Origin of the sequence: Actinomadura violacea, assembly GCF_017573465.1 — a bacterium.
Classification (GTDB): Bacteria; Actinomycetota; Actinomycetes; order Streptosporangiales; family Streptosporangiaceae; genus Spirillospora; species Spirillospora violacea.
The window spans coordinates 89,298-114,018 of sequence record NZ_JAGEPF010000032.1; the positions used below are offsets into that span (position 1 = coordinate 89,298).

Genomic DNA, 24,721 nt, shown 5'->3' on the forward strand with positions numbered 1-24,721 from the left:
CCTCTCGCGGGCGGCGGCGCCCAGACGATCGCGGCGGCGCTAGATGATCGCGGCGTCGTAGAGGATCCGCTTCATCGCCGGCACGGGCAGGCCGGGGTTGCGCGCCGCGCTCCCGGCCGCGTCCGGGTCGTCGAGCAGCTCCAGCAGCCGGGCCTCGGGCAGCCGGGCGTCGCGCGCCGCCGCCCAGCGCACGCCCGGCTCCTCGTCCCGGCTCAGCCGCTCGACGACCCGCGCCGGCAGCTCGGGGTCGCGCAGCGCCAGCCTCCGCGCGACGGGATCGTCCGACTCCGCGAGCCGGGCGAGGCCCGCGCGCGGGAAGTTCGGGTGCTCGGTGCGGTCCATCCGGGTGACGAAATGCGCCTCCAGAGCGACCGACAGCAGCAGTTCACCGGGTGGATCGGGATGCTTCTCCGACAGCAGCAGCCGCACGACGAAGTCCTCGTCGTCAGCCAGCCGCGCGACCAGGTCGGGCGGCAGGTGCGGGCTGTAGGCCGCGAACCGGCGCAGACCGTTGTGCGCGGACGTGGCGTACCGCCGCATCAGGTCCAGGTCGTCCAGCCGGTTCCAGAACCAGTCCGGCGGCCTGAGGCGGTCGTCGGGACCGACGCGGTAGTCGATCGCCGCGCGCTGCTCCTCGGTCAGCTCGGGGCGCAGCGACACCGCGAGCCGCACCTCGTGCTCGGGGTCGTCCGCCAGGGCGGCGACGAGGTCGGGCGGCAGGCTCGGGTTCGCGGCGACGGCCCGGCGGACGGCGTCCCGCCCGTCCCGGCACAGCGCGGCCGCCTGCCCGAAGTCCAGCGGGACGCTGGCCACGGCGCCGGTGTCGCCGGCGGCCAGCAGCGGCGCGGCCACCTCCGGGCGGCGGTGGGCGGCGAGCGAGACCGCCGTCCGCCGCACCCCCGGATCGGGGTCCTCCAGCGCCGCGTCGACGATCTCCTCCGGCGGTTCCGGCCAGGTGAGCAGGGCGCCGCGGCGGACCCGCGGGTCCGGATCGGCCGCGAGCGCCGCGCGGACGCCATCGGGAAGGTCACGGTCGACCACGGCGTCGCGGACGCCGGGGTCCGGGTCGGCGGCCAGCCGCCGGAGGACGTCCGCGGGCAGGGGCTTGCTCGGCTCCCACGCCTCGGGGATCGCGGCGAGCGCCCGGCGCACGATCGGGTCGGGATCGTCGGCGAGCGGCGCGCGCAGTTCCATCGGCGCGTGGCCCGACACGGCGACCAGGCGCCGGACGTGCGGGTCGGGATGGCGGACGGCGGCCGCGTAGACCTCGTCCGGCACGCCCGCGCGGCGCAGCATCGCGTGCCTCATACGCGGTTCGGCGCGCTCCAGGATCAGCAGCAGGTACTCGACCGGGGCGGCGGGATTCGTCGCCACTCCCTCCAGCCGCACCGAGTAGAGCGTTCGCACCCCCGCGACCTCCTCACGCCGGCCTGCGATCACGGTAGCCGCTGCGGCCGCCCGCCGGGAAGGGCGCGGCGCGGCGGACAACTCCCAGGCCAGGCGGTGTTGTCACCGGGTAACACCCGCGGATACCGTTCGGTGTATGCCCGTCCGTCCAGCGCTCACCCCGACCCACGCGCGCCCCGCGCGCCCCGTCCGGCTACGGTGATCGCACCATGACGGGCGAAGCGGGCCGGAGGGCACCGGGATCCAGACGCGATCCCGGCCGCAGGCGTGCCCTGCTCGAGGCGGCGGACCGGGTCATCCAGCGCGAGGGGCCCGAGGCCTCGATGGCCGCGATCGCCGCCGAGGCGGGCATCAGCAAGCCGATCCTGTACCGCCACTTCGGCGACAAGAGCGGCCTGTACCAGGCCCTCGCCGAGCGGCACACGCGCAAGCTGATCGAGGGCATCCGGGAGGAGTTCTCCCGGGACGACACGATCCGCGCGCGCACACGGTCCACCATCGACACCTACCTGGCGACGATCTCCAAGAACCTGAACCTCTACCGCTTCCTGATGCACCGGGCGAGCGCGGAGGACACCGCCACGCACAGCGCGATGAGCACGATGATCCGCGACGTGAGCCGGGAACTGGCCGAGGTGATGATCGCCGAGGGCGAGATGGCGGACCGCACCCGCGCCTACGTGTGGGGCCACGCGATCGTCGGCATGGTGCAGACCGCCGGCGACTGGTGGCTCGACCAGGCCGACGAGGTGCCGCGCGAGGCCGTCGTCGACGGCCTCGCCGACCTCGTCCTCGGCGGGCTCCCGGCGGCCGCCTCCGGCGCCCGCGTCCCGCAGATGTTCCCCGACCCGCGATCCCCGAGGTGACCGTGCAGACCGACGTGCCCGTGCCGACCGACGCCCGCGCGCAGACCGGCGTGCCCGCGCAGACCGACGCTCCCGCGCCGCAGGGCGCGCGGCAGGAGCCGGAGGTGCTGACCGAGCGGCGGCCGTGGGGCGCCTTCGAGCAGTTCACGCTGAACGAGCCGTCCACCGTCAAGATCATCTACGTGGAGCCGGGGCAGCGGCTCAGCCTGCAGCGGCACCGCGACCGCGACGAGCTGTGGGTCGCGCTCGACCCCGGCGCGGTGTTCGAGGTGGCGGGCCGCCGGACGCTGCCGCAGGTCGGCGAGCGGGTGCTGATCCGGGCCGGGCAGACGCACCGGCTGGGCTCGGACGGCCCCGCGGTGCGGGTCATGGAGATCGCGTTCGGGCACTTCGACGAGGACGACATCGAGCGGCTCGAGGACTCCTACGGCCGCGCCTGACCGGGCCTACGGCCGCGCCTGACCGGGCCTACGGCCGCACCTGGCCGCGTCCGCGCGTCCTGCGGAACCGGGACCGGGCCAGCGCGGCCGCGCCCGCCCCGGCGGCTCCCGCCGCCAGCACCAGCGCCACCGAGGTCCACGGCACGGCGAACCCGTCGTCGCCGGGCATGGCCCAGCCGTGCGGGCGGGGCCGGCGCGCCCCCCGCACCTCCAGGGGCGCCCGCTCGGCCCGCCCCGACGGGACGCACCAGGCGGTGACGGGGCGGCGGCCGGTCTCCCGGGCCACCCGCGCCTCGACGCGGAACCGGCCGCCCCGCACCGCGCCCTCGCCGGCCGCGGCGCCGGAGACGCGCACGCCCCGGTCCCCGGCCGGGCAGGTGCCGGTCACCACCACGGTCTCGCCCGGCCGGGCGCGTCCCGGCGTGACGACGGGGCCCGCGGCGCGCGCCGCCGGCCCGGCACCGCACACGAACGCGCCGCACACGATCCCGCCGCACAGCAGGGCGCTCGGCAGTGCCCCGGCGCGCGCGATGGCTCTCACATGGCGGATGATGCCCGTGCGGGCGACCGCTCAAGGCGCGGCACCCGCCGACTTTGCCGACTCTTGGCCCGCCCGTCCCGGACGGGCGGCGCGTACGGAGCGCGCACGGAGCGCGAACGGAGCGCGAACGGAAACGGCCCGCGGCGCGCGTGGGGGCGCGCCGCGGGCCGGGACCGTGTCCGGAAGGCCGGGATCAGGTGCTGCTGCTGAGCTCCAGGTCCTTCACCTTCGGGTCGCCCTCGTCGGCCAGGTAGTCGGCCGCGCGGGTGGCGTCCTCGCCGTCCTTCAGCTTGACCGCGCGGAAGACCAGCGTCGCCACGACGGTGACGACCAGGTTCACCGCCAGCGCGAGCATGCCGACGTAGACGGTCTTCTCGGTGTCCAGGCCGAGGTCGCTCAGCTTGAACGCCGAGCCGCCGAAGTGCGCCTTGTGCTTGGCCGGGTTCGGGATGTCGTACAGCATCCAGAGCCCCGCGACCATGCCCGCGGCCCAGCCGGCGATCAGCGCGCCGCGGTGGAACCAGCGGGTGACCAGCCCGAGCGCGACCGACGGCAGCGTCTGCAGGATGATGACGCCGCCGATCAGCTGCAGGTCGATCGAGAACTGCGGGTCCAGCACCAGGATGCACAGCACGGCGCCGATCTTGACGACCAGCGACACCAGCTTGCTGACCAGCGCCTCCTGCTTCTCCGTGGCGCCCCTGTGCAGGTACTCCTTGTAGATGTTGCGGGTGAACAGGTTCGCCGCCGCGATCGACATGATCGCGGCCGGGACGAGCGCGCCGATGCCGACGGCGGCGTAGGCGACGCCCGCGAACCAGTCCGGGAACATGTGGTCGAACAGCAGCGGGACGACGGTGTTGGTGTCCGGGCTGCCGTCGGTGACGACCGGCTTGACCCCCGCCGCGATCGCCATGAAGCCGAGCAGCGCGATCAGCCCGAGCACGAAGCTGTAGGCCGGCAGCGCCGCCATGTTCCGCTTGATCACGTTGCGGTTCTTGCTGGCCAGCACGCCGGTGACGCTGTGCGGGTAGAGGAACAGCGCGAGCGCCGAGCCGAGCGCGAGCATCGCGTAGTTCAGCTGGTTGCCGCCGTTCAGCAGGACGCCGTCGGTCGGCGCCGGCGTCTTGGCGAACTTGGCCTGCGCCGCGTCGAAGACGTGCCCCCAGCCGCCCAGCTTGGACGGGATGTACAGCACCGCGACGATGATGACCAGGTAGATCAGCAGGTCCTTGACGAAGGCGATCAGCGCCGGGGCGCGCAGCCCGGACTGGTAGGTGTAGGCCGCCAGCACGATGAACGCGATGATCAGCGGCCAGTGCCCGTTCACGCCCATCGTCTTCAGCACGGCCTGGATGCCGACGAGCTGCAGCGCGATGTAGGGCATCGTGGCGACGATGCCGGTGATCGCGATGACCAGCGCCAGCGCCGGCGAGCCGAACCGGGCCCGGACGAAGTCCGCGGGCGTGACGAACCCGTGCACGTGCGACACCGACCAGAGCCGGATCAGCACGAGGAACACCAGCGGGTAGACGACGATCGTGTAGGGGACGGCGTAGAAGCCCGCCGCGCCCGCGCCGAACACCAGGGCGGGGACGGCGACGAAGGTGTAGGCGGTGTAGAGGTCGCCGCCGATCAGGAACCAGGTGATCCAGCTGCCGAAGCTGCGGCCGCCGAGGCCCCACTCGTCCAGCGAGTGCATGCTGTCCGGCCGCCGCCACCGGGCGGCGACGAAGCCCAGCCCGCTGACCAGCAGGAACAGCGCCACGAAGACGACCATCTCGGTCGTGTGCCCGTGCGCCATGGGTCAGTCCCTCTTCCGCGTCATGAGGTACACGATGACGGTGCAGGCGACGCCGAGCGGGATGAAGGCGAGCTGCATCCAGTAGAAGGCCGGGAAACCGGCGAGTCGCGGCCCGTCGCTGTTGAACAGGAAGGTCAGCAGCGGGACGACGATGGGAACGATCAGCAGCCAGTTCCACGGGCTGCGGTCGGAGCGCCGCGCCGGCTCCGGTGGGTCTTGCGAGGCCAAAGGGATCCTCCTCGTGCGTGCGGCACGCGGTCCGCCCGGATCGCGAGACGGACCCTGCCAGGGGTGAAGCCGGGAAAGGCTATCCACCGGCGGTAACGGCCCGATATCGGCTCCGGCACGACTTGGCTGGATCGTTCCACCCTGTGGACGCCCAGCTCAGCGGGGGGAGACGGTCCTTGACCGCGGCGGCGGGGCGGGTCGCGCGTCCGGCGGCGGTCCCCGCGCCGGGGCGGACACTGGTAGCCTCCCCGTATGCGAACCGCGACCCGCCGGTGGTGGTGGCGCCGCTGAGGCGGCGCCGGTTCGTGCATGTCCCAGACCAGGCGACCGCCCTCATCGGCGGTCGCTTTTCGTCGTCCGCCGGTCGCAGGGCCCGAAAACGAGGGGCCACCGCGGTGGAGACCGTCTCACAGCAGCCGCTGACCAGCGAGTTCGTCACGGCCGGGGGCGTACGGGTGACCCGTACCGCCGTCCCGGTGGATTCCGAGCGCAAGTCCGGCGTGCTGAACGCCCTCGTCGCCGCGGTGGGGGAGCGGCGCGGCGGCGTGCTCAGCTCGGGCATGGAGTATCCGGGCCGCTACAGCCGCTGGCACATGGCCTACGTCGACCCGTGCCTGGAGATCGTCGCGCGCGGCCGGAACGTGTCCGTCCGCGTGCTCAACGACCGGGGGCGCGTGGTCCTTCCGGCGGTGGCGGGGGCGCTGCGCCCGGCCGGCGAGGTCCGCGCGGACGGTCCGGAGGCGTTCGAGCTCTTCGTCCCGCCGACCGAGGAGTTCTTCACCGAGGAGGAGCGCAGCCGCCAGCCCACCGTCTTCACGGCGCTGCGCGCGGTGATCGACCTGTTCCGGTGCGACGACCCGCACCTCGGTCTGTACGGGGCGTTCGGGTACGACCTGTCGCTGCAGTTCGAGCCGCTGCGCACGCGGCTGGAGCGGCCCGCCGACCAGCGCGACCTCGTCCTGCACCTGGCCGACGAGATGGTCGTCGTGGACCGCAAGCGCGAGACCTCGCACCGCATGTCCTACGAGTTCGAGGTGGGCGGCGCGAGCACGGCCGGCCTGCCGCGCGCGACTGAGCCGACGCCCGTCCCGGCGCGGGGCCGCGACCTGCCGCCGCAGCCGGTGCCGGGCGTGTACGCGCAGATGGTGCGGGACGCCAAGGACAAGTTCGTCCGCGGCGACCTGTTCGAGGTGACGCCGGGCCACGCCATGTACGGGCGCTGCGACGCGCCCGCGGTGTTCTTCGAGCGGCTCCGCGAGACCAACCCGGCGCCGTACGAGTTCATGTTCAACCTCGGCGACGGCGAGTACCTCGTCGGCGCGTCGCCGGAGATGTTCGTCCGGGTCACCGGCGACCGGGTGGAGACCTGCCCGATCGCCGGGACGATCAGGCGCGGCGAGGACGCGCTGGAGGACGCCGACCAGATCCGCGCGATCCTGTCGTCGGCCAAGGACGAGTCCGAGCTGACGATGTGCACCGACGTCGACCGCAACGACAAGTCGCGGGTGTGCGTGCCGGGCAGCGTGCGGGTGCTGGGCCGCCGGCAGATCGAGCTGTACTCGCGGCTGATCCACACCGTCGACCACATCGAGGGCCGGCTGCGTCCCGGCTTCGACGCGCTGGACGCGTTCCTGACCCACATGTGGGCGGTGACGGTGACGGGCGCGCCGAAGGCGTGGGCGATGCAGTTCATCGAGGACCACGAGGAGTCGCCGCGCCGCTGGTACGGCGGCGCGGTCGGCTGCATCGGGTTCGACGGGTCGATGAACACGGGGCTGACGCTGCGGACCGCGCAGATCCGCGACGGCGTCGCGACGGTGCGGGCCGGCGCGACGCTGCTCTACGACTCCGACCCCGACGAGGAGGAGCGCGAGACGCACCTGAAGGCCAGCGCGCTGCTCGGGGCGCTGGAGGCGTCGCAGCGGCAGGCGTCCGGGGCGCCGGCCGAGGAGCCGGCGCCGTCGCCGGACCTGCCGGGCGAGGGGCTGAAGGTGCTGCTCGTCGACCACGAGGACTCGTTCGTCAACACCCTCGCCGACTACTTCCGCCAGCAGGGCGCCGAGGTGGTCACGCTGCGGCACGGGTTCCCCGCCCGGATGCTGGACGAGCACGCGCCGGACCTGGTGGTGCTGTCGCCCGGCCCGGGCCGTCCGGACGACTTCGCGACCCGCGCGCTGCTGGACGCCTTGGACGAGCGGGCCCTGCCGGTCTTCGGGGTGTGCCTCGGCCTGCAGGCGATGGTCGAGCACGCGGGCGGGGACCTGGTCCTGCTGCCCGAGCCGTCGCACGGCAAGCCCGGCCAGGTGAAGGTGACCGGGGGAGCGCTGTTCGAGGGCCTCGCCGACGAGTTCACCGCGGCCCGCTACCACTCGCTGCACGCCACCCCGGACCGGGTGAAGGGCTACGAGGTGACGGCGCTGACCGGGGACGTCGTGATGGCGGTCGAGGACGCGGCCCGGCGCCGGTGGGCGGTGCAGTTCCACCCGGAGTCGATCCTGACCGCGGCGGGCGGCGCCGGGCACCGGATCGTGGCGAACGTGCTGCGGCTGTGCCGGGCCCGGTGACCCGCCGGCAGCCAGGATCGTTCGGGGCCGAATGTCAACCCGCCGGACGCAGGATCCGGTCCTCGTCCTGAGGCATCGGCGCGCCCGCCCGGAAATGGTCCCGGAGTTCCTGGACCGGTCCCGGCGGACGCGGAAGACTCGTGCCGACCGGCCACCGGGCCGCCCCGTGCGGCGCGCGTGATCGCCGTTATCCCGGCGGAGGGGGGAGCGATCCCCCCTCCGCACGAAACCCCCGGTTCGGGTTGACCGAATCGAGACGGTGGTTTTGCCCGGTTCTTAGCGGGGATCCCGTCCGCCATGATGACAATCCTGTGGCTCATCGCCGTGATCCTGGTGATCTCCGGCATCTACGTGATCCTCGCCCGGCGCGAGCTGATCTGGGGCATCGTCCTCATCGTCGTCGGCCTGCTCGTCGGCCCGGGCGGCGTGAGCATCTTCACCTGACGCGCGCCGGGGGACGGCGGAACACTGACGCGCGCTGTCAGGTTTTCGCGCCAGCATCGTCCCCATGAGCCGTGAACCGAAGAACACGATCGCACTCGTCGCGGGCGGCACCCGCGGCGCCGGCCGCGGCATCGCCGCCGAGCTGGGCGCCGCGGGCGCCACCGTGTACGTGACGGGGCGCACCACCCGGTCGAACCGGTCGGAGATGGGGCGTCCCGAGACCATCGAGGAGACGGCGGAGCGCGTGACCGCCGCGGGCGGCGAGGGCATCGCCGTCCAGGTCGACCATCTCGACCCCGCGCAGGTCACCGCGCTCGTCCGCCGCATCGAGGACGCGCACGGGCGGCTGGACGTCCTGGTCAACGACGTCTGGGGCGCCGACCACCTGTTCGAGTTCGGCAAGCCGCTGTGGGAGCAGTCTTTGCAGGACGGCCTCCGGCTGCTGCGGCTGGCGATCGACACGCACGCGATCACCAGCCACTGCGCGCTTCCCCTGCTGATCCGCGAGCCGGGCGGCCTCGTCGTCGAGATGACCGACGGGACCGCCGAGTACAACGCCCGGTACCGGGAGGAGGTCGGGTTCTTCTACGACCTCGCCAAGAGCGCCGTCATCCGGATGGCGCTCGCCCAGTCCGTGGAGATCGCACCGCACGGCGCCACCGCGGTCGCGCTCACGCCCGGCTGGCTGCGGTCCGAGGCGATGCTGGAGCACTTCGGCGTCACCGAGGAGAACTGGCGCGACGGCGCCGCCAAGGAGCCCGGCTTCGGGATCTCCGAGTCGCCCGCCTTCGTCGGACGGGCCGTCGCCGCGCTCGCCGCCGACCCGGACCGGGCCCGCTGGAACGGCGCGTCGCTGTCCAGCGGCGGCCTCGCGCAGGTCTACGGCTTCACCGACGCCGACGGCAGCCGTCCCGACTGCTGGCGCTACCTCGCCGACGGGCGGCCCGCCGACCTCACCGGCTACCGCTAGTCCCGCGATCCCCGCCGTCCCGCCCGCGCCCCCGGGCGGGACGGCCAGCTCAGCGCCGCCGGCGGCGGGTCAGAGCAGGCCGTCGAGCTGGTCGGTGAGCCGAGCGAGCGCTGGCAGCGCGGCCCCGATGGCGGCGCGGTCGGCCTCGTCCAGGCCCTCCAGCGCGGTGTTCAGCCGCCGCTCGTGCGCGCGGGCCCAGGCGGCGAGCTGGTCGCGCCCGGCGTCGGTGAGGGTGACCGCGGACGCCCGCCGGTCGGCCGGGTCGACGGCCCGCGCCACCAGCCCCGCGGTGATCATCTGCCCGACCAGCCCGCTGACCGTGCTGGTCGCGAGCCGCTGCCGCGCGGCGAGGTCGCCGATCCGGGCGGGGGAGCGCTCGGCGAGCACCTGCAGCAGCTCGACCTGCGCCATCGGCAGCGTCTCCCACGGGTACTCGGTGCGGATCGAGGCGCGCAGCGCCCGCCGCAGCCGCGTCACGGTCTCGGTGAGCAGGCGCGCGTCCGTCGCGCGCGCGGGCGTGCCGGTCTCGGGGCGCGGCTCCTGGGACATGCGGAGAACTCTAGCCCCGCCTCCGGCCGCACCTGCCGGGCTCCCGGCGCTAGCCCGGCTCCCCGGTCGCGCGGGCCCGTCCGCCGGTCGCCGCCCAGGCGGCGGCGACCGTGACCGCCGACGCCGCGAGCAGCACGGCGATCGCCCAGCGCGTCCCGTCGAAGCGCCCGCCGTCCGGTCCGAGATGCAGCGCCAGCGTGACGAGCGCGACGCCGAGCGCCGTCCCGAGGCTGCGCGCCATGTTGACCAGCCCGCCGCCGGTTCCCGACCACCGCGCCGGTATGGCCTTCATGACGAGCGCGTTGTTGGCGGGGGTGAACACGCCGAGCCCGAGCCCGAGGACGGCCGCCTGCGCGGCCAGCCAGCCGGGGGACAGAGGCAGGAACAGCAGCGCGACCAGGGACACCGCCGCCGTCCCGGCGCCGAGCACGCCGCGGCCGCGGTCGTTCATCTTGCGCAGCAGCGGCTCGCCGCCGACCGCGCCGGCCCCGAACCCGGCGGGCAGGGCGGTCAGCACGATCCCCGCCAGCAGCTCCGACGAGCCGCGCGCGGTCAGCGCGATCGGCACCAGCACCAGCGGGCCGAACAGCACCAGGTAGGCGCCGAGCGCGCCGGCGAGCCCGGCCGACACCGCGCGGACCCGCAGCAGCCCGAGGTCCAGCAGGGGAGAGGGCGCCCGGCGCTGGCGCACCGCGAACGCCCGGCCTGCCGCGACCGCCGCCGCGAACAGCGCCGCGACGCCCCACGCCGGCACCGGCAGCCCGGACGCGGCCGAGACGCCGAGCAGGCCCGCCGTCGTCGCGATCGTCAGCAGGACGGCGCCCGCCCGGTCCAGCTCGCGGGCCTCGTTGCGCTCCCGCGTCCGGGGCAGCAGGTAGTGGCCCGCGACCAGCGCGATGATCCCGATCGGCACGTTGATGCCGAACACCCAGCGCCAGCCCAGCGTGGACACCAGCGCCCCGCCGACCGTCGGCCCGAGCGCGAGCCCGAGCGCCTGCGCCGCGGCCTGCACGCCGAGCGCGCCCCGCGTCCGGCCGGGCGGCGCGCTGGTCACCACGAGCGCGACGCTGTTGGCCTGCATCATCGCCGCACCGGCGGCCTGCACGACCCGGAACGCGATCAGCGTCCACAGCGTCGGCGCGAGCCCGCATGCCGCCGACGCGATCGTGAACACGCCGAACCCGTGCAGGTAGAGCAGCTTGCGGCCGCGCGCGTCGGCGAACCGGCCGACCGGGATCAGCAAGGCGACCAGAGTGAGCAGGTAGGCCAGCGACACCCATTCGACGGCCGCCAGCGAGGCGCCGAACCCCGAGCGCAGGCTGCCGTAGGTGAGGGTGACGACGCTGGCGTCGAGCTGGCCCATGAACGCGCCGAAGCAGACCGTGGCGACCGCGAGCCACCAGGCGCGGGGATGCTCGCGCACCCGGTCCGGCCGCGGCCGCTCCTGCACGAGCACGGCGGGCAGCCGCCGCAGGACCGGCCGTTCCGTCAGTTGAGCGCCCACGTCACCTCCGGCCGCGACCGCCTCCCGGCGCCGCGGCACGTCTCACCGTCACCACTGCACAAAGATACATCGGTTACCGAAATGTTCGGTTACCGACCGATGTGTCCGTGGTCACAGTCATGGCCGCCGGATCAGGGGCGAGGGCGCAGGTCAGAGGCCGTACAGGGCGGCGAGACGGGCCGCCGCGTCCGCCATGCGCTCACGCAGCGCCGGCGGGCCGAGCACCTCGGCCTCCGCCCCCAGCCGCATCAGCTGCGACGCCGCGACCTCCAGCGACTCGACCGGCAGCACGGTGGCCCGCCAGCCGCGCCCGTCGGGCTCGCCGGCGCTCCCGGCGGCCTGCTCCGCGGCGACCGGCTCCACCGCGAACCGCAGCAGCCGCATCCCGGCCGGGCTCAGCCGCACCGAGACCTCCTCGCGCAGCATCGACCGGACGAACGCCGCGGCCTGCCCCGTCCAGTGCCCGGCGAGGTCGAACGCCTCGTCCCGCTCGAACACCGCGCCGGTCTCCTCGACCGCCGTGACCCGGTCGACCCGGTACGTGCGGGGCTGCCCGCCGACCCGCCCGACCAGGTACCAGGTGCCGTTCTTGAGCACGAGCCCGTACGGGTCGACGGTCCGCTTCACCTCGCGGTCCTTGCGGTAGCGGAGCACGACCGTCTCGTCCCGCCACACCGCGCGCGCGAGATCGGGCAGCAGCGCCGGCGTCTCCGCGTCGCCGAACCAGCCGGGGGCGTCCAGGTGGAAGCGCTGCCCGGCCCGCGCCGGCGCGTCCCGCAGCGAGGCCGGCAGGGCCGCGAGGACCTTCAGCTCGGCGGCCGCGACCGCGTCGCCGAGCCCCATCTCCCCGGCCGGGCCCGGCAGCCCGGACAGGAACAGCGCCTCGGCCTCCTCCCGGCTCAGCCCCGTCAGCCGCGTCCGGTAGCCGCCCACCAGGCGGTACCCGCCGTTGCGCCCCTGGTCGGCGTAGACCGGCACCCCGGCCGACGACAGCGCCTCCACGTCCCGGTAGACGGTCCGCTCCGACACCTCCAGCTCCCGGGCCAGCTCGCCCGCCGTCATCGTCCCCCGCGACTGCAGGAGCAGGACGAGCGAGATCAACCGGGCGGCGCGCATGCCCCCATTCTCGCCGGGACCGCGGCCCCGCCGGCCGTTCCTGACAATCTTGTGGCAGGTTGCCCGGATTTCGCTGTTCCGGCAGGCCGGACGGCTGTTAGCTTCGCCGCGTGCTGACCGACACCTCCCCCATCGAGGCGTTCATCGACGCCCTCCCCAAGGTCGAGCTCCACGTCCACCTCGTGGGCTCCGCCTCCGTCCCCACCGTCCTCGAACTGGCCCGCCGCCACCCCGACGGCCCCGTCCCCGTGGACGAGCGCGAACTGCGCGCCTTCTACGAGTTCCGCGACTTCCCGCACTTCGCCGAGGTGTACGAGGCGGTGTCGAGCCTCGTCCGGACCCCTGAGGACGTCGGGACCCTCGTCCTCGGCACCGCCCGCGACCTCGCCGCGCAGAACGCCCGCTACGTCGAGCTGACCGTCACCCCCTACACCCACCAGCGCGCCGGCATGCCGATGCCCGAGATCACCGAGGCGCTCGACCACGCCGTCCGCGAGGCCCGCGCCCGGCACGGGATCCGCGTCGCCTACATCTTCGACATCCCCGGCGAGTTCGGCGCCGACGGCGCCCGCGGCACCCTCGACCACGCGCTCGCCCACCCGCCCGAGGCGCTCGTCGGGTTCGGCCTCGGCGGCATCGAGCAGTGCCGCCCGCCGCACCGGGACGCGTTCCGCGACGCCTTCCGCGCCGCCCGCGCGGCCGGGCTGCGCAGCCTCCCGCACGCCGGCGAGATGACCGGCCCGGAGACGGTCTGGGAGGCCCTCGACGGGCTCGGCGCCGAGCGCATCGGCCACGGCACCAGCTGCCTGGACGACCCGCGCCTCGCCGCGCACCTGCGCGAGACGCAGATCCCGCTGGAGGTGTGCCCCACGTCCAACCTGCGGACCGGGCAGGTCGCCTCGCTCGCAGAGCACCCGCTGCCGCGCATGCTGGAGGAGGGGCTGTTCGTCACGCTGAACAGCGACGACCCGCCCATGTTCGACACCACGCTGACCGGCGAGTACCGCGTCGCCGCCGAGGTGTTCGGGCTCGGCCGCGCCGACCTGGCCGCCCTCGCCCGCAACGCCGTCACCGCCTCGTCCCTCGACGAGGCCGGGCGCCGCGCCGTCACGGCCGAGATCGACGCGCTGCTGCAGGGCTAGCGGGCCGGGCGGCTAACCCCAGGCCATGCGGCGCCAGGGGCTCGCCGGGTCGTCGGCGAGGATGCGGTGCCCGGCGAGGGACCGGTCGTACCACTCGCCGAACTCGCCCTCGTCGAAGCGCAGCATCCGGCCGAGGACGTACCCCGACGAGAACGACGTCCACGACCCGTAGACCTGGTTGGCGCGGTGGCCGGCGACCAGGACGCACTTCTCGGCCTCCTCGGCGTCGCAGTAGCCCGCGTTCAGGCCCCAGCGCGCCATGTTCACCGCGCGGCCGAAGTCGTAGCCGTACACGCTCTCGACGCGGCCGTCCGGCGCCAGCAGGCCGTCCGCGCGGAACCGCGCCTCGTACCGCCGGACCAGCTCCGACAGCGCGACGACCTGCTCGACCGTCTCGTCGGAGATGTCGCGTTCGCGGCACCAGGCGACGATCGCCGCCCGCCACGCCTGGGGGTCGGTGCCGCGGCCGCGCTGGTCGAGCACCATCTGGATCGCCGGGTCGCTGTTCTCGGCGTCCAGCAGCCGGTCGATCTGCTCGCGCCAGCCCGCGGCGTCGGTGATCCCCCAGTCGCGTTCCAGCAGGACGCGGTCGTCGCGGGCGCCGTCCGGGGTGGACAGCGTGTTCCACGGCACGCCGTTCCCGACCGCGAGGTGCGCGCCGACCGCGAGGGCCGCCGCGAGCCGCCCCCACGCGGCGTTGTCGGGATCGGTGACGAGGACGTCGTGGTCGCGGTCGGGACGGCGCTCGGCGTCCGCGAGCAGCGCGGCCACCTGCCGGTGCCCGTCGCCGCCCGGCGGCATCGCCGCCAGCAGGTCCCGCAGCGGGCCGAGCGCGGCGCGCGGACCCGCGTCCTTCACGATCAGCCGCGCCGCGTGCACGCCCGCGACGTCGGCGCGCTTGTGGTCCTGGACGGACCGGAAGGCCGCCATCGCGCCCCACGCCCGGCGCGCCGCGTCGCCCGTCCGCCCGGCCGCAGCCAGGACGTGCGCGGCCTGCCCGTCCAGCGTCGCGCGGACCTCCGGCCCGCCGGGCAGCGCCGCGGCCGCCCGCTCGGCGCCGTCCAGGACCCGCAGCGCCTCGTCCACCCGCCCGGCCGCGGCCAGCGCGCGCGCCTGCCGGGCCCGGACGGCGACGGACGACGCCCGGTCCCCGCGCGCCTCGGCGTCCTGCGCCGCGGACGCGTACGCCCCCGCGGCCTCCTCCGGGCGGCCCTGCCGCTCGTACTTGCGGGCCCGGTCGAGCATGGCCTGAAACGTCATCGATCCCTCCGATACGGCGCATACCGTATCGGGACGCCGGTCAGCCGGTCGCGCTGATCTCCACGCGGGTGTCGTGGAACACCGGGCCGCCGCCGAGGTCGGTGGCGCGCTCGTCCACCACCGCGTTCGCGTTCGAGCCGCCCGCGAACCGCGGCCAGTGCCCCTTCGTCGTCGCCGCGACACCGGGCCTGACCTGGTCGGACACCTGCAGGACGGCCTCAAAGGAGCCGCGCTCGTTCGCGACCCGCACCCGCTGCCCGTCGGCGAGGCCGCGGGACGCCGCGTCGTCCGGATGCACCCGGACGGTCAGCTCGCCGGCGCGGCGCCGCAGCTCCGGGTTGTTGCCGAACTGGGTGTTGAGGAACTCGTGCGACGCCGCCGAGATCAGCGCGAGCGGGTAAAGCCGTGCCCGCTCCGGATCCGCGACCTCGGCCGGCGGGACGTATCCGGCCAGCGGGTCCGCTCCGGCCCCCGCCGCCCGCGCCGAACGGAACTCCAGCCGCCCCGACGGTGTCGGGAACCCGTCCGCGTACGGGACGAACGGGTCCGGCACCGCCAGCCGGGCGAACCCCTCCTTGCGGAGCCGGTCCAGCGTGACGCCCGCCATCCACGGATGGTCCGAGGCGAGGAGCTGCTCGGCGAGCTGCTCGTCGGAGTCGTACACGGCCGGCTCCTCGATGCCCATCCTGCGCGCCAGCCGCCGGAACGTCTCCGACGTCGGCAGGCACTCGCCGGGCGGCGCCACCGCCGGCTCGTTCCAGGTCAGGTGCAGGTGGCCGTAGCCCTCGTGCAGGTCGGCGTGCTCGTGCTGCGCCGTCGCCGGCAGCACGATGTCGGCGTAGTCCACGGTGTCGGTCGGGAACTGCTCCAGCACCACCGTGAACAGGTCCTCGCGCGCGAGGCCGCGCCGCACCTTGTTCTGGTGCGGTGTGCTGCCCGCGGGGTTCGCCGCGATGACGAACAGCGCCTTGACCGGCGGGTCCTGGACGTCCAGCAGCCCCTCGCCGAGCCGGGCCATCGACAGCGTCCGCACCGGGCCCGGGCGCAGGTCGTCGCGGTAGAGCGCCGCCTTGTTCAGCTTGATGTGCCCCGACGTCGAGAACGCGAGGCCGCCGCCGTGCCGCCGCCAGTCCCCGGTGACCGCCGGGATGCCCGCCAGCACGCGCAGCGTCGCCCCACCGCCCGCATGCCGCTGGATGCCCTGCGTGGCGCGGATGGCGGTCGGACGGGTGCAGGCGATCCGCTCGCCCAGCGCGACGATGTCCGCCACCGGGACGCCCGTGATCTCCGCGGCCCGCTCCGGCGGGAACTCCGCGATCCGCTCTCGGAACTCCTCCCAGCCCTGCGTGTGGTTCCGCAGGAACTCCTCGTCCTGCGCGCCGAGCCCGACGATCACGTTCAGCAGCCCGAGCGCGAGCGCCGCGTCCGTGCCGGGCAGCGGCGCCAGGTGCTCGTCGGCCTGCTGCGCCGTCCGCGTCCGGACCGGGTCGATCGCCACCAGGTGCGCCCCGGCCTTGCGCGCGTCCTGGACGAACTTCCACACGTGGTGCCCGCTGGTCAGCGGATTCGTCCCCCACAGCAGGACCAGCTTCGCGTGCGCAAGATCCTGCGGATCCATGCCGCCCGCGGACCCGATCGTCGCCTTCAGCCCTGCGGCCCCCGCCGCCGAGCAGATGTCCACCGCATGCGCCGACGCGCCCAGCGCGTTGAAGAACCGGCGCCCGCCGAAGCCCTCGCAGCCCTGCAGGTAGCCGAGCGTGCCCGTCCCCCAGTAGGGCCAGACCGCCTCGCCGCCGTGCTCGGCGATCACGCCGCGCAGCCGCCCGGCGATCTCGTCCAGCGCCTCGTCCCAGCTGATCCGCTCGAACCGGCCCTCGCCCTTCGCGCCGACGCGCCGCATCGGGTACAGGATCCGGTCCGGCTGCTCCGCCCGCTCCAGCCACCGGTTCACCTTGGTGCACAGCGCCCCGCGCGTGTACGGGTGATCGGGGTTGCCGCGCAGCCGCACGGCCTTCCCGTCCCGGACGGTCACCACCCACGAGCACCCGTCGGGGCAGTCCAACGGGCACGCCCCCAGCACCTTCAGCCCGGACCGCGCCGCGTCGACCATCTTCGAACCCCCTAGCAGGTGAAACCTCTCCAGTGTCCGACATAACCACATGAGCGTCGTCCCAGGACATCCATTACACGCGCTCCCCGGCACCCGGGTCGCGGCCGCCCCGGCGGGGTGGTTTCCTATAGGGCGACGGAACCGGCCCGGTGGGGGGAAAACGAAGTGAAGAGCGTCGAGCCAGAGGTGTTCCTCGTAGCGCGGCCCGAGCTGGACTACGACGAGGTGGCCCGGTACCTGCGGGACGTCGGCGGCGAGAGCTGGCTGGAGCGCCTCGACCGCGGCGACCTCGACGACGAGCTGAACGACCCCCAGAACCTCGCCGAGTTCGCCGGCCGGCTCTGCTACCGCTCCTGGGAGCCCGGCCTCAACCCGAACGTGACCAAGGTCCGCACCGACTCGTCCGCCTACCTGGAGAACATCCTCCGGAGCCTGCACGGGTCGGTCCTGGAGCACGTCAGCTTCAGCTTCGTCCTGCACAACGTCAGCCGCGTCCTGACCCACGAGCTCGTCCGGCACCGGCCCGGCGTCGCGATCTCGCAGGAGTCGCTGCGCTACGTCCGGCTCCAGGACATCCCCTTCTGGTTCCCCGAGTGGGCCCGCGAGGACCCCGAGCTGATGAAGCGCGCCACCGCGATGCTGGAGCAGATGGAGGAGTTCCAGGGCTGGATGACCGAGCACTTCGGGCTGGACGAGGAGGGCGTCCCCTTCAAGGAGAAGAAGCACAAGACCTCCTTCATGCGCCGCTTCGCCCCCGAGGGCCTCGGAACCGGCCTGGTCTGGACGGCGAACGTCCGCAGCCTGCGGCACACCCTGGAGAACCGGACCGCGCCCGGCGCCGAGGAGGAGATCCGCCTGCTCTTCGGCAAGATCGGCGAGCTCATGCGCGCGGAGGCGCCCGACCTGTTCGGCGACTACGAGATCGAGGACGGCGCCTGGGTCCCCAAGTGGCGCAAGGTCTGACGCCCGGCTGAGCGCCGGCCGCGGCCCCGCCCGGGAAGGCTCATGCTTGCAGGACCGCCTGCGTCTGCGTGACCTGGGCGACGCGGCGGCCGGTGCCGTCATAAAGATCGGTCTGCACCACGATCGACGTCCGCCCGGCGTGCAGCGGATGCGACACGCCCCGCACGCTGCCGTCCTTCACCCCCCTGAAGAAGTTGGTCTTGGACTCCAGCGTCGTCGTGGACGCGCCCGGCGGCAGGTTGAGGAAGGCGCACGCCGCGCCGAGGGTGTCGGCGAGCGCCATCAGCGCCCCGCCGTGCATCAGCCCACCGGCGGTGCAGCGGTCCGCCGCCCAGTCGAGGTGGCCCGTCACCTCCTCCGGGTCGGCCGCGTCGATCTCCACGCCGAGCGCCCGGGCGAACGGCATGGCGTCGGCGATCTGGTCGGGGGTGATCCCGGTGGTCATGGAAGCCTCCTAGCACGGCTGCGAGAACCTACCCGCCCCACCCTCACGATCCCCCGCGCGCCCCGTCCATTACCTGACAGGTAAAGCGGAGACGTCCGACCTCACCCAGCACACAGAACATCCGCGACCATCTTTGACTTCCGTTTCCCGCGCGTCCCTCGGTTGAAGCCGGTGGTCTTCCTGATAGTGACGCGGCCCCCCATACGGAGGACCACTCCTGGCCGGCCGGTCAGGTGGACTGGTGGGCGGTTGCGAGCCTGACCGCGAACGCGATCAGCAGCACGCCCGTGACGCGCTCGATCGCCGCCTTCACGCGGGGGCGGCGCAGCAGGCGCCCGAAGCCGTCGACGGCGGCGACGTACAGGGTGAACCAGCCGAGGTAGAGCAGCGCGAACACGGCCGACAGCAGCAGCGTGCGCTGGTGCGCGGCGCTCGCCGTCGACCCGACGGACAGGAACTGCGGCAGGAACGTCACGAAGAACAGCGCCACCTTCGGGTTGAGCGCGTTGCTCAGGAAGCCCTGCCGCAGCGCGCTCGCCGGCCGCTGCCGTGCCCGCCGGGCCGGCGCCTCCTCGGGTTCGCGGCGTGAACGGGCGGCCGAGCGCAGGGTCTGCACGGCCATCCACAGCAGGTAGGCGGCTCCGACGGTCTTCAGCGCGGTGAACGCCTTCGCCGAGGCGAGCAGCAGCGCGGACAGGCCGACCGCGGCGGCGCCCGCGTGCACCGCGAGCCCGGTCGCGCCGCCGAGCATCGTCAGCAGCCCGGCCGCGCGGCCTCCGACGAGCGTGCTGCGGGTGATGAGGGCCTGGTCCGGCCCCGGAATCATGATCAGGACGAGCGCCGCGAGGGCGAAGGCGGGGATCGAGGTCTCCATGCGTCCAGCCTGCGGCTCCCGAGTCATGGCGTCCAATGCCTATGATCGTGGGAATCCATAGACAGGATGAATATGTTGGACCTCGTCCGCCTGCGCGTGCTCGTCGCCGTCGCCCGGACCGGTTCCGTCACCGCGGCGGCCAAGGACCTGCACTGCACGCAGCCGTCGGTGAGCCACCACATCGCCCGGCTGGAGGCGGAGACCGGGGCGGCGCTGCTGCAGCGCGTCGGACGCGGCGTCCGGCTCACCCCGGCCGGCGAACTGCTCGCCGAACGCGCCATGGAGATCCTCGGCCGGGTCGACGCGGCCGCGGCGGAGCTGTCCGCCCACGTCGGCCTGAGCGCCGGCAGGGTCAGGCTCGCCGGCTTCTCGTCGGCGATGAGCACCCTGATCCCGGCGGCCGCGACGGCGCTCGCCCGCGCCCATCCGGGCCTTGAGCTGGACCTCACCGACACGCACCCGCCCAAGGCGCTGCGGTTGCTGCGCGCCGGCAGGGTCGACGTCGCGGTCGTGTTCCGCTACGACGAGTCGCCGTCGGAGGAGCCGGGCGTCCGGCTCCACCACCTGCTCGACGACCCCACGTTCCTGGTAACCCGTGGTCCGTCCGGAGACGGGACCCTGGCGGCGCATCGTGACGCACGCTGGATCGCCGGATGCGAACGGTGCCGCGGCCACCTGCTGGAGCTGTGCGCCCGGGCGGGGTTCACCCCGGAGATCGCCTACAGCACCGACGACATGGTGGTGATGCAGTCCCTGGTGGCGGCCGGACTGGGCGTCACCACCGTGCCGGGTCTCGCGCTGCGGGCTCATCGCGGCGCCGGCGTCGAGGCCACCGAGGTCCCGGCGGCGACCCGGCGGGTGTATGCGGCCACCTATGGCGAACCGCCCGACCCGCCGGCGACCGCGGCGCTGCTCGCCGCCCTAGGCCAGGCGGTGTGAACCGCTGTGGCAGGGCCGGCCGAACCTGAAAGAGTGCGGCTCGCCGTCATGCGGTGGACGAGCGCCTGGGGCGCCGCCGTGCAGCCTCCGGTCGGGGGCGACGAGGACTCCGGCGTGAACCGGTCGACGAGGGGGATTCGCCGACCACACCGTCCGGCAGGTCGTGCGGGTCGGGCTCGGCGGCACCCGGATCCGCATGACGATCACCCGGGTCACCTTCGCCCATGCGTCCACGGCGGTGATCCCTCCCGGGAAGGAGCTCGTGAGCGACCCCTTCGCGCTGCCGGTGTCCGCGCTGGAACGCCTCGCGATCAGCCTGCGCTTCACCGGACCGACCGGGCCGGCCACCTTCCTTCCGGCTGCTGAAGCAGACGCTGGGCTGGACCAGCCCGCGACTGCGTTCCTCGCCGGCCGCCGATCGCTGGACTTGGCTGATCCTCGCCGCCCACGCCCGACTGCGCCTGGCGCGCGGGCTGGCCCGTGATCTGCGGCGGCCATGGGAACGCCCGGTGCGACCCGACCGGCTCACTCCCGCCCGTGCTCCCAAACCCTCCCAGCCCAGCCCCGGGCGACCTCCGGGCGTGACCAACCGCCAGCGCGCTCGGCGGCAGGAGGTCGGCCGGGTCCTGGCCACGGCGAAAGCTACGGAGCAGGCACCCCTGCCGGCGAGGGCTCACTCGGACTCGGCCTTGACGAGATGCTCCACGACCGTGTCGCTCAGCGCGGCGAGAGCCTGGACCTGCGCGGGCGTCAGCAGGTCGATGAAGTGGCGGCGGACGGACTCGACGTGCCGCGGCGCGGCCTCCTCGATCGTCCGTCGGCCTTCGTCGCTGAGGACGATGACCGAGCCGCGGCCGTCGTCCGGGCTCGACTCGCGGGTGACCAGGCCGCGTTGCCGCATCCGTGCCACTTGGTGCGACAGGCGGCTCGGTGACCAGCGCATGTGCGCGGCCAGATCGGTCAGCCTGATCCGCCCGCCCGGCGTCTCGCCGAGATTGGACAGGACGTCGTAGTCGGCCTCCGAGAGCTTGGAGTCGGCGGCCAGGTCCCGGGCGAGCTGCCGGTCGAGCAGCAGTGACAGGCGCCGGTAGCCGCGCCAGGCGCGGTCCTCGTCGGAGTTGAGCCAGCGTGGTTCTTCCATGCCGAACACTCTATTTGACATATCACATACTCGGATCATAGTTTCTTGACATGTCAAATAGATGGCGGAGGCTGAGCCACCTGTACGGCGGGCTCGTCCTCTTCGGCGTCAGCATCGGGCTGATGGTGCGCGCCGACCTCGGGCTCGACCCGTGGGACGTCCTGCACCAGGGCCTCGCCGCGCGGACCGGCCTCCCGCTCGGCTGGGTCGTCAACCTCACCGCGGCCGCCGTCCTGCTGCTCTGGGTCCCGTTGCGCCAGCGGCCCGGCCTCGGCACGGTCAGCAACGTCCTCGTCGTCGGCCTCGCCGCCGACGCGGCGCTGGCGATCGTCGCCGAGCCGTCCGGGCTCGGCTGGCGGATCTCGCTGCTGGCCGCCGCGATCGTCGGCAACGGCGCGGCGACCGGCCTCTACATCGGCGCCGGGTTCGGCCCCGGACCGCGCGACGGCCTCATGACCGGCCTCGCCGCGCGCGGCCACTCCATCCGGGCCATGCGCACCGCGATCGAGGCGGCCGTGCTGCTGCTCGGCTGGCTCCTCGGCGGGACGGTCGGGATCGGGACCGTCCTGTACGCGGTCGGCATCGGCCCGATCGCGCAGTTCTTCATTTCCAAGCTGGAGGTACGACCATGCGTTGCGGCCTGAACGTCTCCACGTCGGCGGCGCCCGGCGCCGACCCCGTCGCCCGCGCGCGCGAGGCCGAGCGGCTCGGCTTCGACTTCGTGTCCGCGTCCGACCATCCGTGCACCGCGCACCCGACCATGGAGACCTGGACGATGCTGTCCTGGATCGCCGCCGCGACCAGCAGGATCACGATCGCGACGCGCGTCCTCGGCGTCCCGTACCGCAACCCGGCCATGGTCGCGAAGATGGCCGAGACGTTCGACCGGCTCTCCGGCGGACGGCTGATCCTCGGGCTCGGCGGCGGCTACTCCGACGAGGAGTTCCGCTCCTTCGGCATTCCCGTCCCGACGCCGCGGGACAAGATCGACGGCCTGGAGGACGCGATCCGCATCGCCCGCGGCCTGTGGAGCGAGCCGGCCTTCACCCACGCCGGCCGCGTCCACCACGTCGACGCGGCCGACCTCGAACCGAAGCCCGAGCGCGACATCCCGATCTGGCTCGGCACGTTCGGCCCGCGCGCACTCGACCTCACTGGACGGCTCGCCGACGGCTGGATCCCGTCGCTCGACTTCGCGCCGCCCGAGACGGCACGGGTCATGTTGGAGCGCATCGCGGCCGCCGCCGAGGACGCCGGACGCGACCCGGCCGGCATCACCCGCGCCTACAACGTCGGCGTCCGGATCGGCGGGCAGGCCGAGGACGGTCCGGGCCTGGTGAGCGGGCCGCCCGGCGCCGTCATCGAGCGGCTCCTCGGCTTCGTCGAGATCGGCTTCAACGCCTTCAACTTCATGCCCGCCGGTCCCGACATGGCCGAGCAGGTCGAGCGGCTCGCGCACGAGGTCCTGCCCGCGCTGCGCGAGGAGACCGCCGCGCCCGCGTGGCCGTTCACCTGATCGTTCGCGTGAACGTCCATGCGGCGGGCCGCGCTCCGGCGCTCGGCGGAGACGTCATCGCGGTGCAGAGGGTGGGCGCCACGTCGGGGCATGCCGGGGTGTCCTGGCCGCCTGCCCGTTCAGCGGATGAATCCGCGTGGGAGCGCTCCGGTTGGAGCGCGTTCTTGGATCCCGCGGACGTCGCCGTCCTGGCGATGGAGCCGTCCGGCCTGGTGGTGGCATGGAACCCGGCGATGGCGCGGCTGGCCGCCACACCGGCCGACCGAGCGATCGGCCGCCACGTGACCGAGTTGTTCAAGCTGACCGACCAGGGCGGCGAGACGGTCGACCTCGCCGGGATCCGCTCCGGCATCGCCAAGATGACGATGAGCGGTGGTCGTTCGCTGTGGGTGGAGGTCTCGTGTTCGGCATCGGCGGGCGCGCGCTCCGGTGCGCTGCTCACCCCTCTCACCATGATCCATGGGCATGCTCAGCTGCTCGACGATGCCGTCACCGAGGAGAACGCGCGGAAGTCCCTTGAGGCGATCCACGATGCCGTGGAGATGATGCGGCGCGTCATCGCCGACCTGGCCGTCGCCGTCAACGACGGCCCGCCGTCCCCGCGGGCCGTCCCGGCGACCGAACTCCTCGACGTGCCGTCGCTGATGCGCCGGACGCTGCAGAGCCTCCCGTCGGTGGCGGACAGGTCGCTGCTTTCGTCGCCCTCACGCCTCTTGGTACGCGGTGACCCGGTAGGGCTTCGGCAGTGCCTGCTCGTGGTCCTCGCCAACGTGCTCAAGCCCTACTACCGCTCCGCGGCCACCGAGGACCTCCCCGGGACAGGGCTCGGCCTGCACATCGCCGAGGTGGCGATATCGGCCATGCGCGGTCGCATCGACCTGGCGTCCGCGCCGTCCGGGGGCCTGCGCGTCGCTCTCCGGCTGCCCCTCGGCCCGCCCGAAGACGACTGGCCTTGAGAAACGCGTTGCGGGCTCTGGTCCACTCTCGATGAACCGGGGTAACCGAGCGCGGTCCCTGGGGCAGCGCTAGTGGAGTACTCGGATCCGTAGAAGGCCGAAGTCGGCACGGCCGACCATCTGCCGCCTCAAGAATTTGATCTTGTTCACGTTGCCTCCGACAGCGCCGCTGCTGTGCTCCAGAGTCAGCCCGGCTTGCACGTGTTGTGGTCACGGCGCAGACCGGTGGCGAAAGCGGCTAGATGAGTCGACTCTCCGGCTTCGGCCACGGTGATCCAGTCGTCGAGCAGGTGGCCATTCCGGGCGGTCATCATCGCAGCGAAGCCGCGGACGTGGCCGGCGGCCGGCAGGGCTCTTGCCGCACTCTCTGGTGGCCGCGTAGCGGCTGGAGCCGGCCCTGGACTGCGCGTCGGCTGCCGGTGAACCAGTCGCACCGACGTCAGCGCCCCCCTTGCGACTCATCCCTGTTTTGTGCGGCCAGCGATGTTTTGCGGGCGGCTTATCGCCGCATATGCGCTGGTTGGCCCGAGTGGGGTATCTCCGCAGGGTGGTGGAGGTGGACCTTTCGGCTGTGTTCGACGAGCTGCCGGTGGCGTGCGCGCTGATCTCGCCTGACCTGGTGTTCATGTCGGTGAACCGGGCTTACGAGCGGCTCGCGCGGCGGCCCCGGGACGAGCTGGTCGGCCGGAACATCTTCCAGCGCTGCCCGGCGATGCCTCCGGCTCCAACGCCAGTACCAGCACATGCCAGGAACCACGGCGCTGCGTGGTGACGGTCAGCGTTCCCGGGCTGCACTGGCGGCCGCCGCCTGAGCCAATGGGCGGGGCGGCAGCGGGGCGAGGCACAGCTGAGCGGGACATACCTGGCCGGGGTGCAGGCGGGTCGGGCACAGTGGCCATCACGTTCGTCGGGAGTCCGTTTCCGATGCTCCCATGTGGCTCC

25 protein-coding genes are annotated in these 24,721 nt (G+C 73.7%); 13 read left to right on the forward strand and 12 right to left on the reverse strand.

Annotated features, from left to right (window positions below; translation table 11 throughout):
- Positions 1–39: 39 nt before the first annotated feature.
- Positions 40–1,407, reverse strand: a complete 1,368-nt coding sequence (locus J4709_RS41630) for an amino acid adenylation domain-containing protein (protein ID WP_208250389.1) — start codon at positions 1,405–1,407, stop codon at positions 40–42.
- Positions 1,408–1,616: 209 nt separating this feature from the next.
- Here J4709_RS41630 and J4709_RS41635 point away from each other — a divergent pair, with 209 nt between their 5' ends.
- Entirely contained in the window at positions 1,617–2,273 is a 657-nt protein-coding gene (locus J4709_RS41635; RefSeq protein WP_208250391.1) for a TetR family transcriptional regulator, read from the forward strand.
- Complete coding sequence (locus J4709_RS41640) at positions 2,270–2,713, forward strand: phosphomannose isomerase type II C-terminal cupin domain (RefSeq protein ID WP_307802017.1); 444 nt, start codon at positions 2,270–2,272, stop codon at positions 2,711–2,713. Before J4709_RS41635 ends, J4709_RS41640 begins: the two co-directional genes overlap by 4 nt.
- A 28-nt stretch (positions 2,714–2,741) precedes the next feature.
- On the opposite strand, the gene J4709_RS41645 is transcribed toward J4709_RS41640, so the two are convergent.
- The 3 genes from J4709_RS41645 to J4709_RS41655 all read right to left on the reverse strand — a co-directional run bounded on the left by J4709_RS41645 (position 2,742) and on the right by J4709_RS41655 (position 5,286).
- Entirely contained in the window at positions 2,742–3,254 is a 513-nt protein-coding gene (locus J4709_RS41645; protein WP_208250394.1) for a hypothetical protein, read from the reverse strand.
- A 193-nt stretch (positions 3,255–3,447) separates the two neighbouring features.
- Entirely contained in the window at positions 3,448–5,058 is a 1,611-nt protein-coding gene (gene mctP, locus J4709_RS41650) for a monocarboxylate uptake permease MctP (protein WP_208250396.1), read from the reverse strand.
- A 3-nt stretch (positions 5,059–5,061) separates the two neighbouring features.
- The gene (locus tag J4709_RS41655) at positions 5,062–5,286 is read right to left on the reverse strand and encodes a DUF3311 domain-containing protein (RefSeq protein ID WP_208250398.1); all 225 of its coding nucleotides are present in this window, start codon (positions 5,284–5,286) and stop codon (positions 5,062–5,064) included.
- A 395-nt stretch (positions 5,287–5,681) separates the two neighbouring features.
- On the opposite strand from J4709_RS41655, the gene J4709_RS41660 reads away from it, so the two are divergent.
- From J4709_RS41660 to J4709_RS41670, 3 genes are all read left to right on the forward strand, one after another.
- On the forward strand, positions 5,682–7,850 hold the full coding sequence (locus tag J4709_RS41660) for an anthranilate synthase component I (RefSeq protein ID WP_208250400.1): 2,169 nt from the start codon (positions 5,682–5,684) through the stop codon (positions 7,848–7,850).
- A 297-nt stretch (positions 7,851–8,147) separates the two neighbouring features.
- A complete protein-coding gene (locus J4709_RS41665) occupies positions 8,148–8,294 on the forward strand; it encodes a GPGG-motif small membrane protein (protein ID WP_190854010.1) in 147 nt (48 codons plus the stop codon).
- A 64-nt stretch (positions 8,295–8,358) separates the two neighbouring features.
- The gene (locus J4709_RS41670; protein WP_208250403.1) at positions 8,359–9,264 is read left to right on the forward strand and encodes an SDR family oxidoreductase; all 906 of its coding nucleotides are present in this window, start codon (positions 8,359–8,361) and stop codon (positions 9,262–9,264) included.
- Between the two features lie 69 nt (positions 9,265–9,333).
- Here J4709_RS41670 and J4709_RS41675 read toward each other — a convergent pair whose 3' ends face one another.
- From J4709_RS41675 to J4709_RS41685, 3 genes are all read right to left on the reverse strand, one after another.
- Positions 9,334–9,813 (reverse strand): MarR family winged helix-turn-helix transcriptional regulator, encoded by a 480-nt coding sequence (locus J4709_RS41675; protein WP_208250404.1) that lies wholly within the window; start codon positions 9,811–9,813, stop codon positions 9,334–9,336.
- Positions 9,814–9,862: 49 nt separating this feature from the next.
- Positions 9,863–11,317, reverse strand: a complete 1,455-nt coding sequence (locus J4709_RS41680) for an MFS transporter (RefSeq protein WP_208250405.1) — start codon at positions 11,315–11,317, stop codon at positions 9,863–9,865.
- Positions 11,318–11,467: 150 nt separating this feature from the next.
- Positions 11,468–12,433 (reverse strand): helix-turn-helix transcriptional regulator, encoded by a 966-nt coding sequence (locus tag J4709_RS41685; RefSeq protein WP_208250406.1) that lies wholly within the window; start codon positions 12,431–12,433, stop codon positions 11,468–11,470.
- 110 nt (positions 12,434–12,543) lie between these two features.
- Here J4709_RS41685 and add point away from each other — a divergent pair, with 110 nt between their 5' ends.
- Positions 12,544–13,575 (forward strand): adenosine deaminase, encoded by a 1,032-nt coding sequence (gene add, locus J4709_RS41690; RefSeq protein WP_208250407.1) that lies wholly within the window; start codon positions 12,544–12,546, stop codon positions 13,573–13,575.
- Between the two features lie 12 nt (positions 13,576–13,587).
- Here the strand turns inward: add and J4709_RS41695 are convergent, their stop codons facing one another.
- Positions 13,588–14,835: a DUF1266 domain-containing protein gene (locus J4709_RS41695; protein ID WP_208250408.1), complete on the reverse strand. Its 1,248-nt coding sequence runs from the start codon at positions 14,833–14,835 to the stop codon at positions 13,588–13,590.
- A gap of 40 nt (positions 14,836–14,875) precedes the next feature.
- Positions 14,876–16,945 (reverse strand): molybdopterin-containing oxidoreductase family protein, encoded by a 2,070-nt coding sequence (locus tag J4709_RS41700; protein ID WP_208250409.1) that lies wholly within the window; start codon positions 16,943–16,945, stop codon positions 14,876–14,878.
- 165 nt (positions 16,946–17,110) lie between these two features.
- Between J4709_RS41700 and thyX the strand changes: the two genes are divergently transcribed.
- Positions 17,111–17,908: an FAD-dependent thymidylate synthase gene (gene thyX, locus J4709_RS41705; RefSeq protein WP_208250410.1), complete on the forward strand. Its 798-nt coding sequence runs from the start codon at positions 17,111–17,113 to the stop codon at positions 17,906–17,908.
- Between the two features lie 40 nt (positions 17,909–17,948).
- Here thyX and J4709_RS41710 read toward each other — a convergent pair whose 3' ends face one another.
- Together J4709_RS41710 and J4709_RS41715 are read right to left on the reverse strand one after the other, a co-directional pair.
- Positions 17,949–18,353: a PaaI family thioesterase gene (locus J4709_RS41710; RefSeq protein WP_208250412.1), complete on the reverse strand. Its 405-nt coding sequence runs from the start codon at positions 18,351–18,353 to the stop codon at positions 17,949–17,951.
- Positions 18,354–18,582: 229 nt separating this feature from the next.
- Positions 18,583–19,227: a LysE family translocator gene (locus tag J4709_RS41715; RefSeq protein ID WP_208250414.1), complete on the reverse strand. Its 645-nt coding sequence runs from the start codon at positions 19,225–19,227 to the stop codon at positions 18,583–18,585.
- Between the two features lie 72 nt (positions 19,228–19,299).
- Here J4709_RS41715 and J4709_RS41720 point away from each other — a divergent pair, with 72 nt between their 5' ends.
- Both J4709_RS41720 and J4709_RS41725 read left to right on the forward strand, forming a co-directional pair.
- Positions 19,300–20,166 carry a LysR family transcriptional regulator gene (locus tag J4709_RS41720; protein ID WP_208250417.1) on the forward strand — a complete coding sequence of 289 codons (867 nt, stop codon included), beginning with the start codon at positions 19,300–19,302 and terminating at the stop codon, positions 20,164–20,166.
- A gap of 163 nt (positions 20,167–20,329) precedes the next feature.
- Positions 20,330–20,650 (forward strand): hypothetical protein, encoded by a 321-nt coding sequence (locus tag J4709_RS41725; RefSeq protein WP_208250419.1) that lies wholly within the window; start codon positions 20,330–20,332, stop codon positions 20,648–20,650.
- Positions 20,651–20,839: 189 nt separating this feature from the next.
- Here J4709_RS41725 and J4709_RS41730 read toward each other — a convergent pair whose 3' ends face one another.
- On the reverse strand, positions 20,840–21,307 hold the full coding sequence (locus tag J4709_RS41730) for a MarR family winged helix-turn-helix transcriptional regulator (protein ID WP_208250424.1): 468 nt from the start codon (positions 21,305–21,307) through the stop codon (positions 20,840–20,842).
- Positions 21,308–21,357: 50 nt separating this feature from the next.
- Between J4709_RS41730 and yczE the strand changes: the two genes are divergently transcribed.
- The 4 genes from yczE to J4709_RS41750 all read left to right on the forward strand — a co-directional run bounded on the left by yczE (position 21,358) and on the right by J4709_RS41750 (position 24,551).
- Positions 21,358–21,951, forward strand: coding sequence for a membrane protein YczE (gene yczE, locus J4709_RS41735; RefSeq protein WP_208250425.1), 594 nt, complete (start codon positions 21,358–21,360; stop codon positions 21,949–21,951).
- Entirely contained in the window at positions 21,936–22,823 is an 888-nt protein-coding gene (locus J4709_RS41740) for an LLM class flavin-dependent oxidoreductase (protein ID WP_208250426.1), read from the forward strand. Before yczE ends, J4709_RS41740 begins: the two co-directional genes overlap by 16 nt.
- Positions 22,824–22,987: 164 nt before the next feature.
- On the forward strand, positions 22,988–23,779 hold the full coding sequence (locus J4709_RS41745) for a sensor histidine kinase (protein ID WP_208250427.1): 792 nt from the start codon (positions 22,988–22,990) through the stop codon (positions 23,777–23,779).
- Positions 23,780–24,335: 556 nt separating this feature from the next.
- Positions 24,336–24,551: a PAS domain-containing protein gene (locus J4709_RS41750; RefSeq protein WP_208250430.1), complete on the forward strand. Its 216-nt coding sequence runs from the start codon at positions 24,336–24,338 to the stop codon at positions 24,549–24,551.
- Positions 24,552–24,721: the final 170 nt, after the last annotated feature.

Coding starts and splice junctions, on each gene's coding strand:
- J4709_RS41635 (WP_208250391.1), top strand. CDS start 1,617: ATGACGGGCGAAGCGGGCCGGAGGGCACCGGGATCCAGACGCGATCCC.
- mctP (WP_208250396.1), bottom strand. CDS start 5,058: ATGGCGCACGGGCACACGACCGAGATGGTCGTCTTCGTGGCGCTGTTC.
- J4709_RS41665 (WP_190854010.1), top strand. CDS start 8,148: ATGATGACAATCCTGTGGCTCATCGCCGTGATCCTGGTGATCTCCGGC.
- J4709_RS41670 (WP_208250403.1), top strand. CDS start 8,359: ATGAGCCGTGAACCGAAGAACACGATCGCACTCGTCGCGGGCGGCACC.
- J4709_RS41675 (WP_208250404.1), bottom strand. CDS start 9,813: ATGTCCCAGGAGCCGCGCCCCGAGACCGGCACGCCCGCGCGCGCGACG.
- J4709_RS41685 (WP_208250406.1), bottom strand. CDS start 12,433: ATGCGCGCCGCCCGGTTGATCTCGCTCGTCCTGCTCCTGCAGTCGCGG.
- J4709_RS41695 (WP_208250408.1), bottom strand. CDS start 14,835: ATGACGTTTCAGGCCATGCTCGACCGGGCCCGCAAGTACGAGCGGCAG.
- J4709_RS41700 (WP_208250409.1), bottom strand. CDS start 16,945: ATGGTCGACGCGGCGCGGTCCGGGCTGAAGGTGCTGGGGGCGTGCCCG.
- J4709_RS41710 (WP_208250412.1), bottom strand. CDS start 18,353: ATGACCACCGGGATCACCCCCGACCAGATCGCCGACGCCATGCCGTTC.
- J4709_RS41715 (WP_208250414.1), bottom strand. CDS start 19,227: ATGGAGACCTCGATCCCCGCCTTCGCCCTCGCGGCGCTCGTCCTGATC.
- J4709_RS41720 (WP_208250417.1), top strand. CDS start 19,300: ATGTTGGACCTCGTCCGCCTGCGCGTGCTCGTCGCCGTCGCCCGGACC.
- J4709_RS41730 (WP_208250424.1), bottom strand. CDS start 21,307: ATGGAAGAACCACGCTGGCTCAACTCCGACGAGGACCGCGCCTGGCGC.
- yczE (WP_208250425.1), top strand. CDS start 21,358: ATGTCAAATAGATGGCGGAGGCTGAGCCACCTGTACGGCGGGCTCGTC.
- J4709_RS41740 (WP_208250426.1), top strand. CDS start 21,936: ATGCGTTGCGGCCTGAACGTCTCCACGTCGGCGGCGCCCGGCGCCGAC.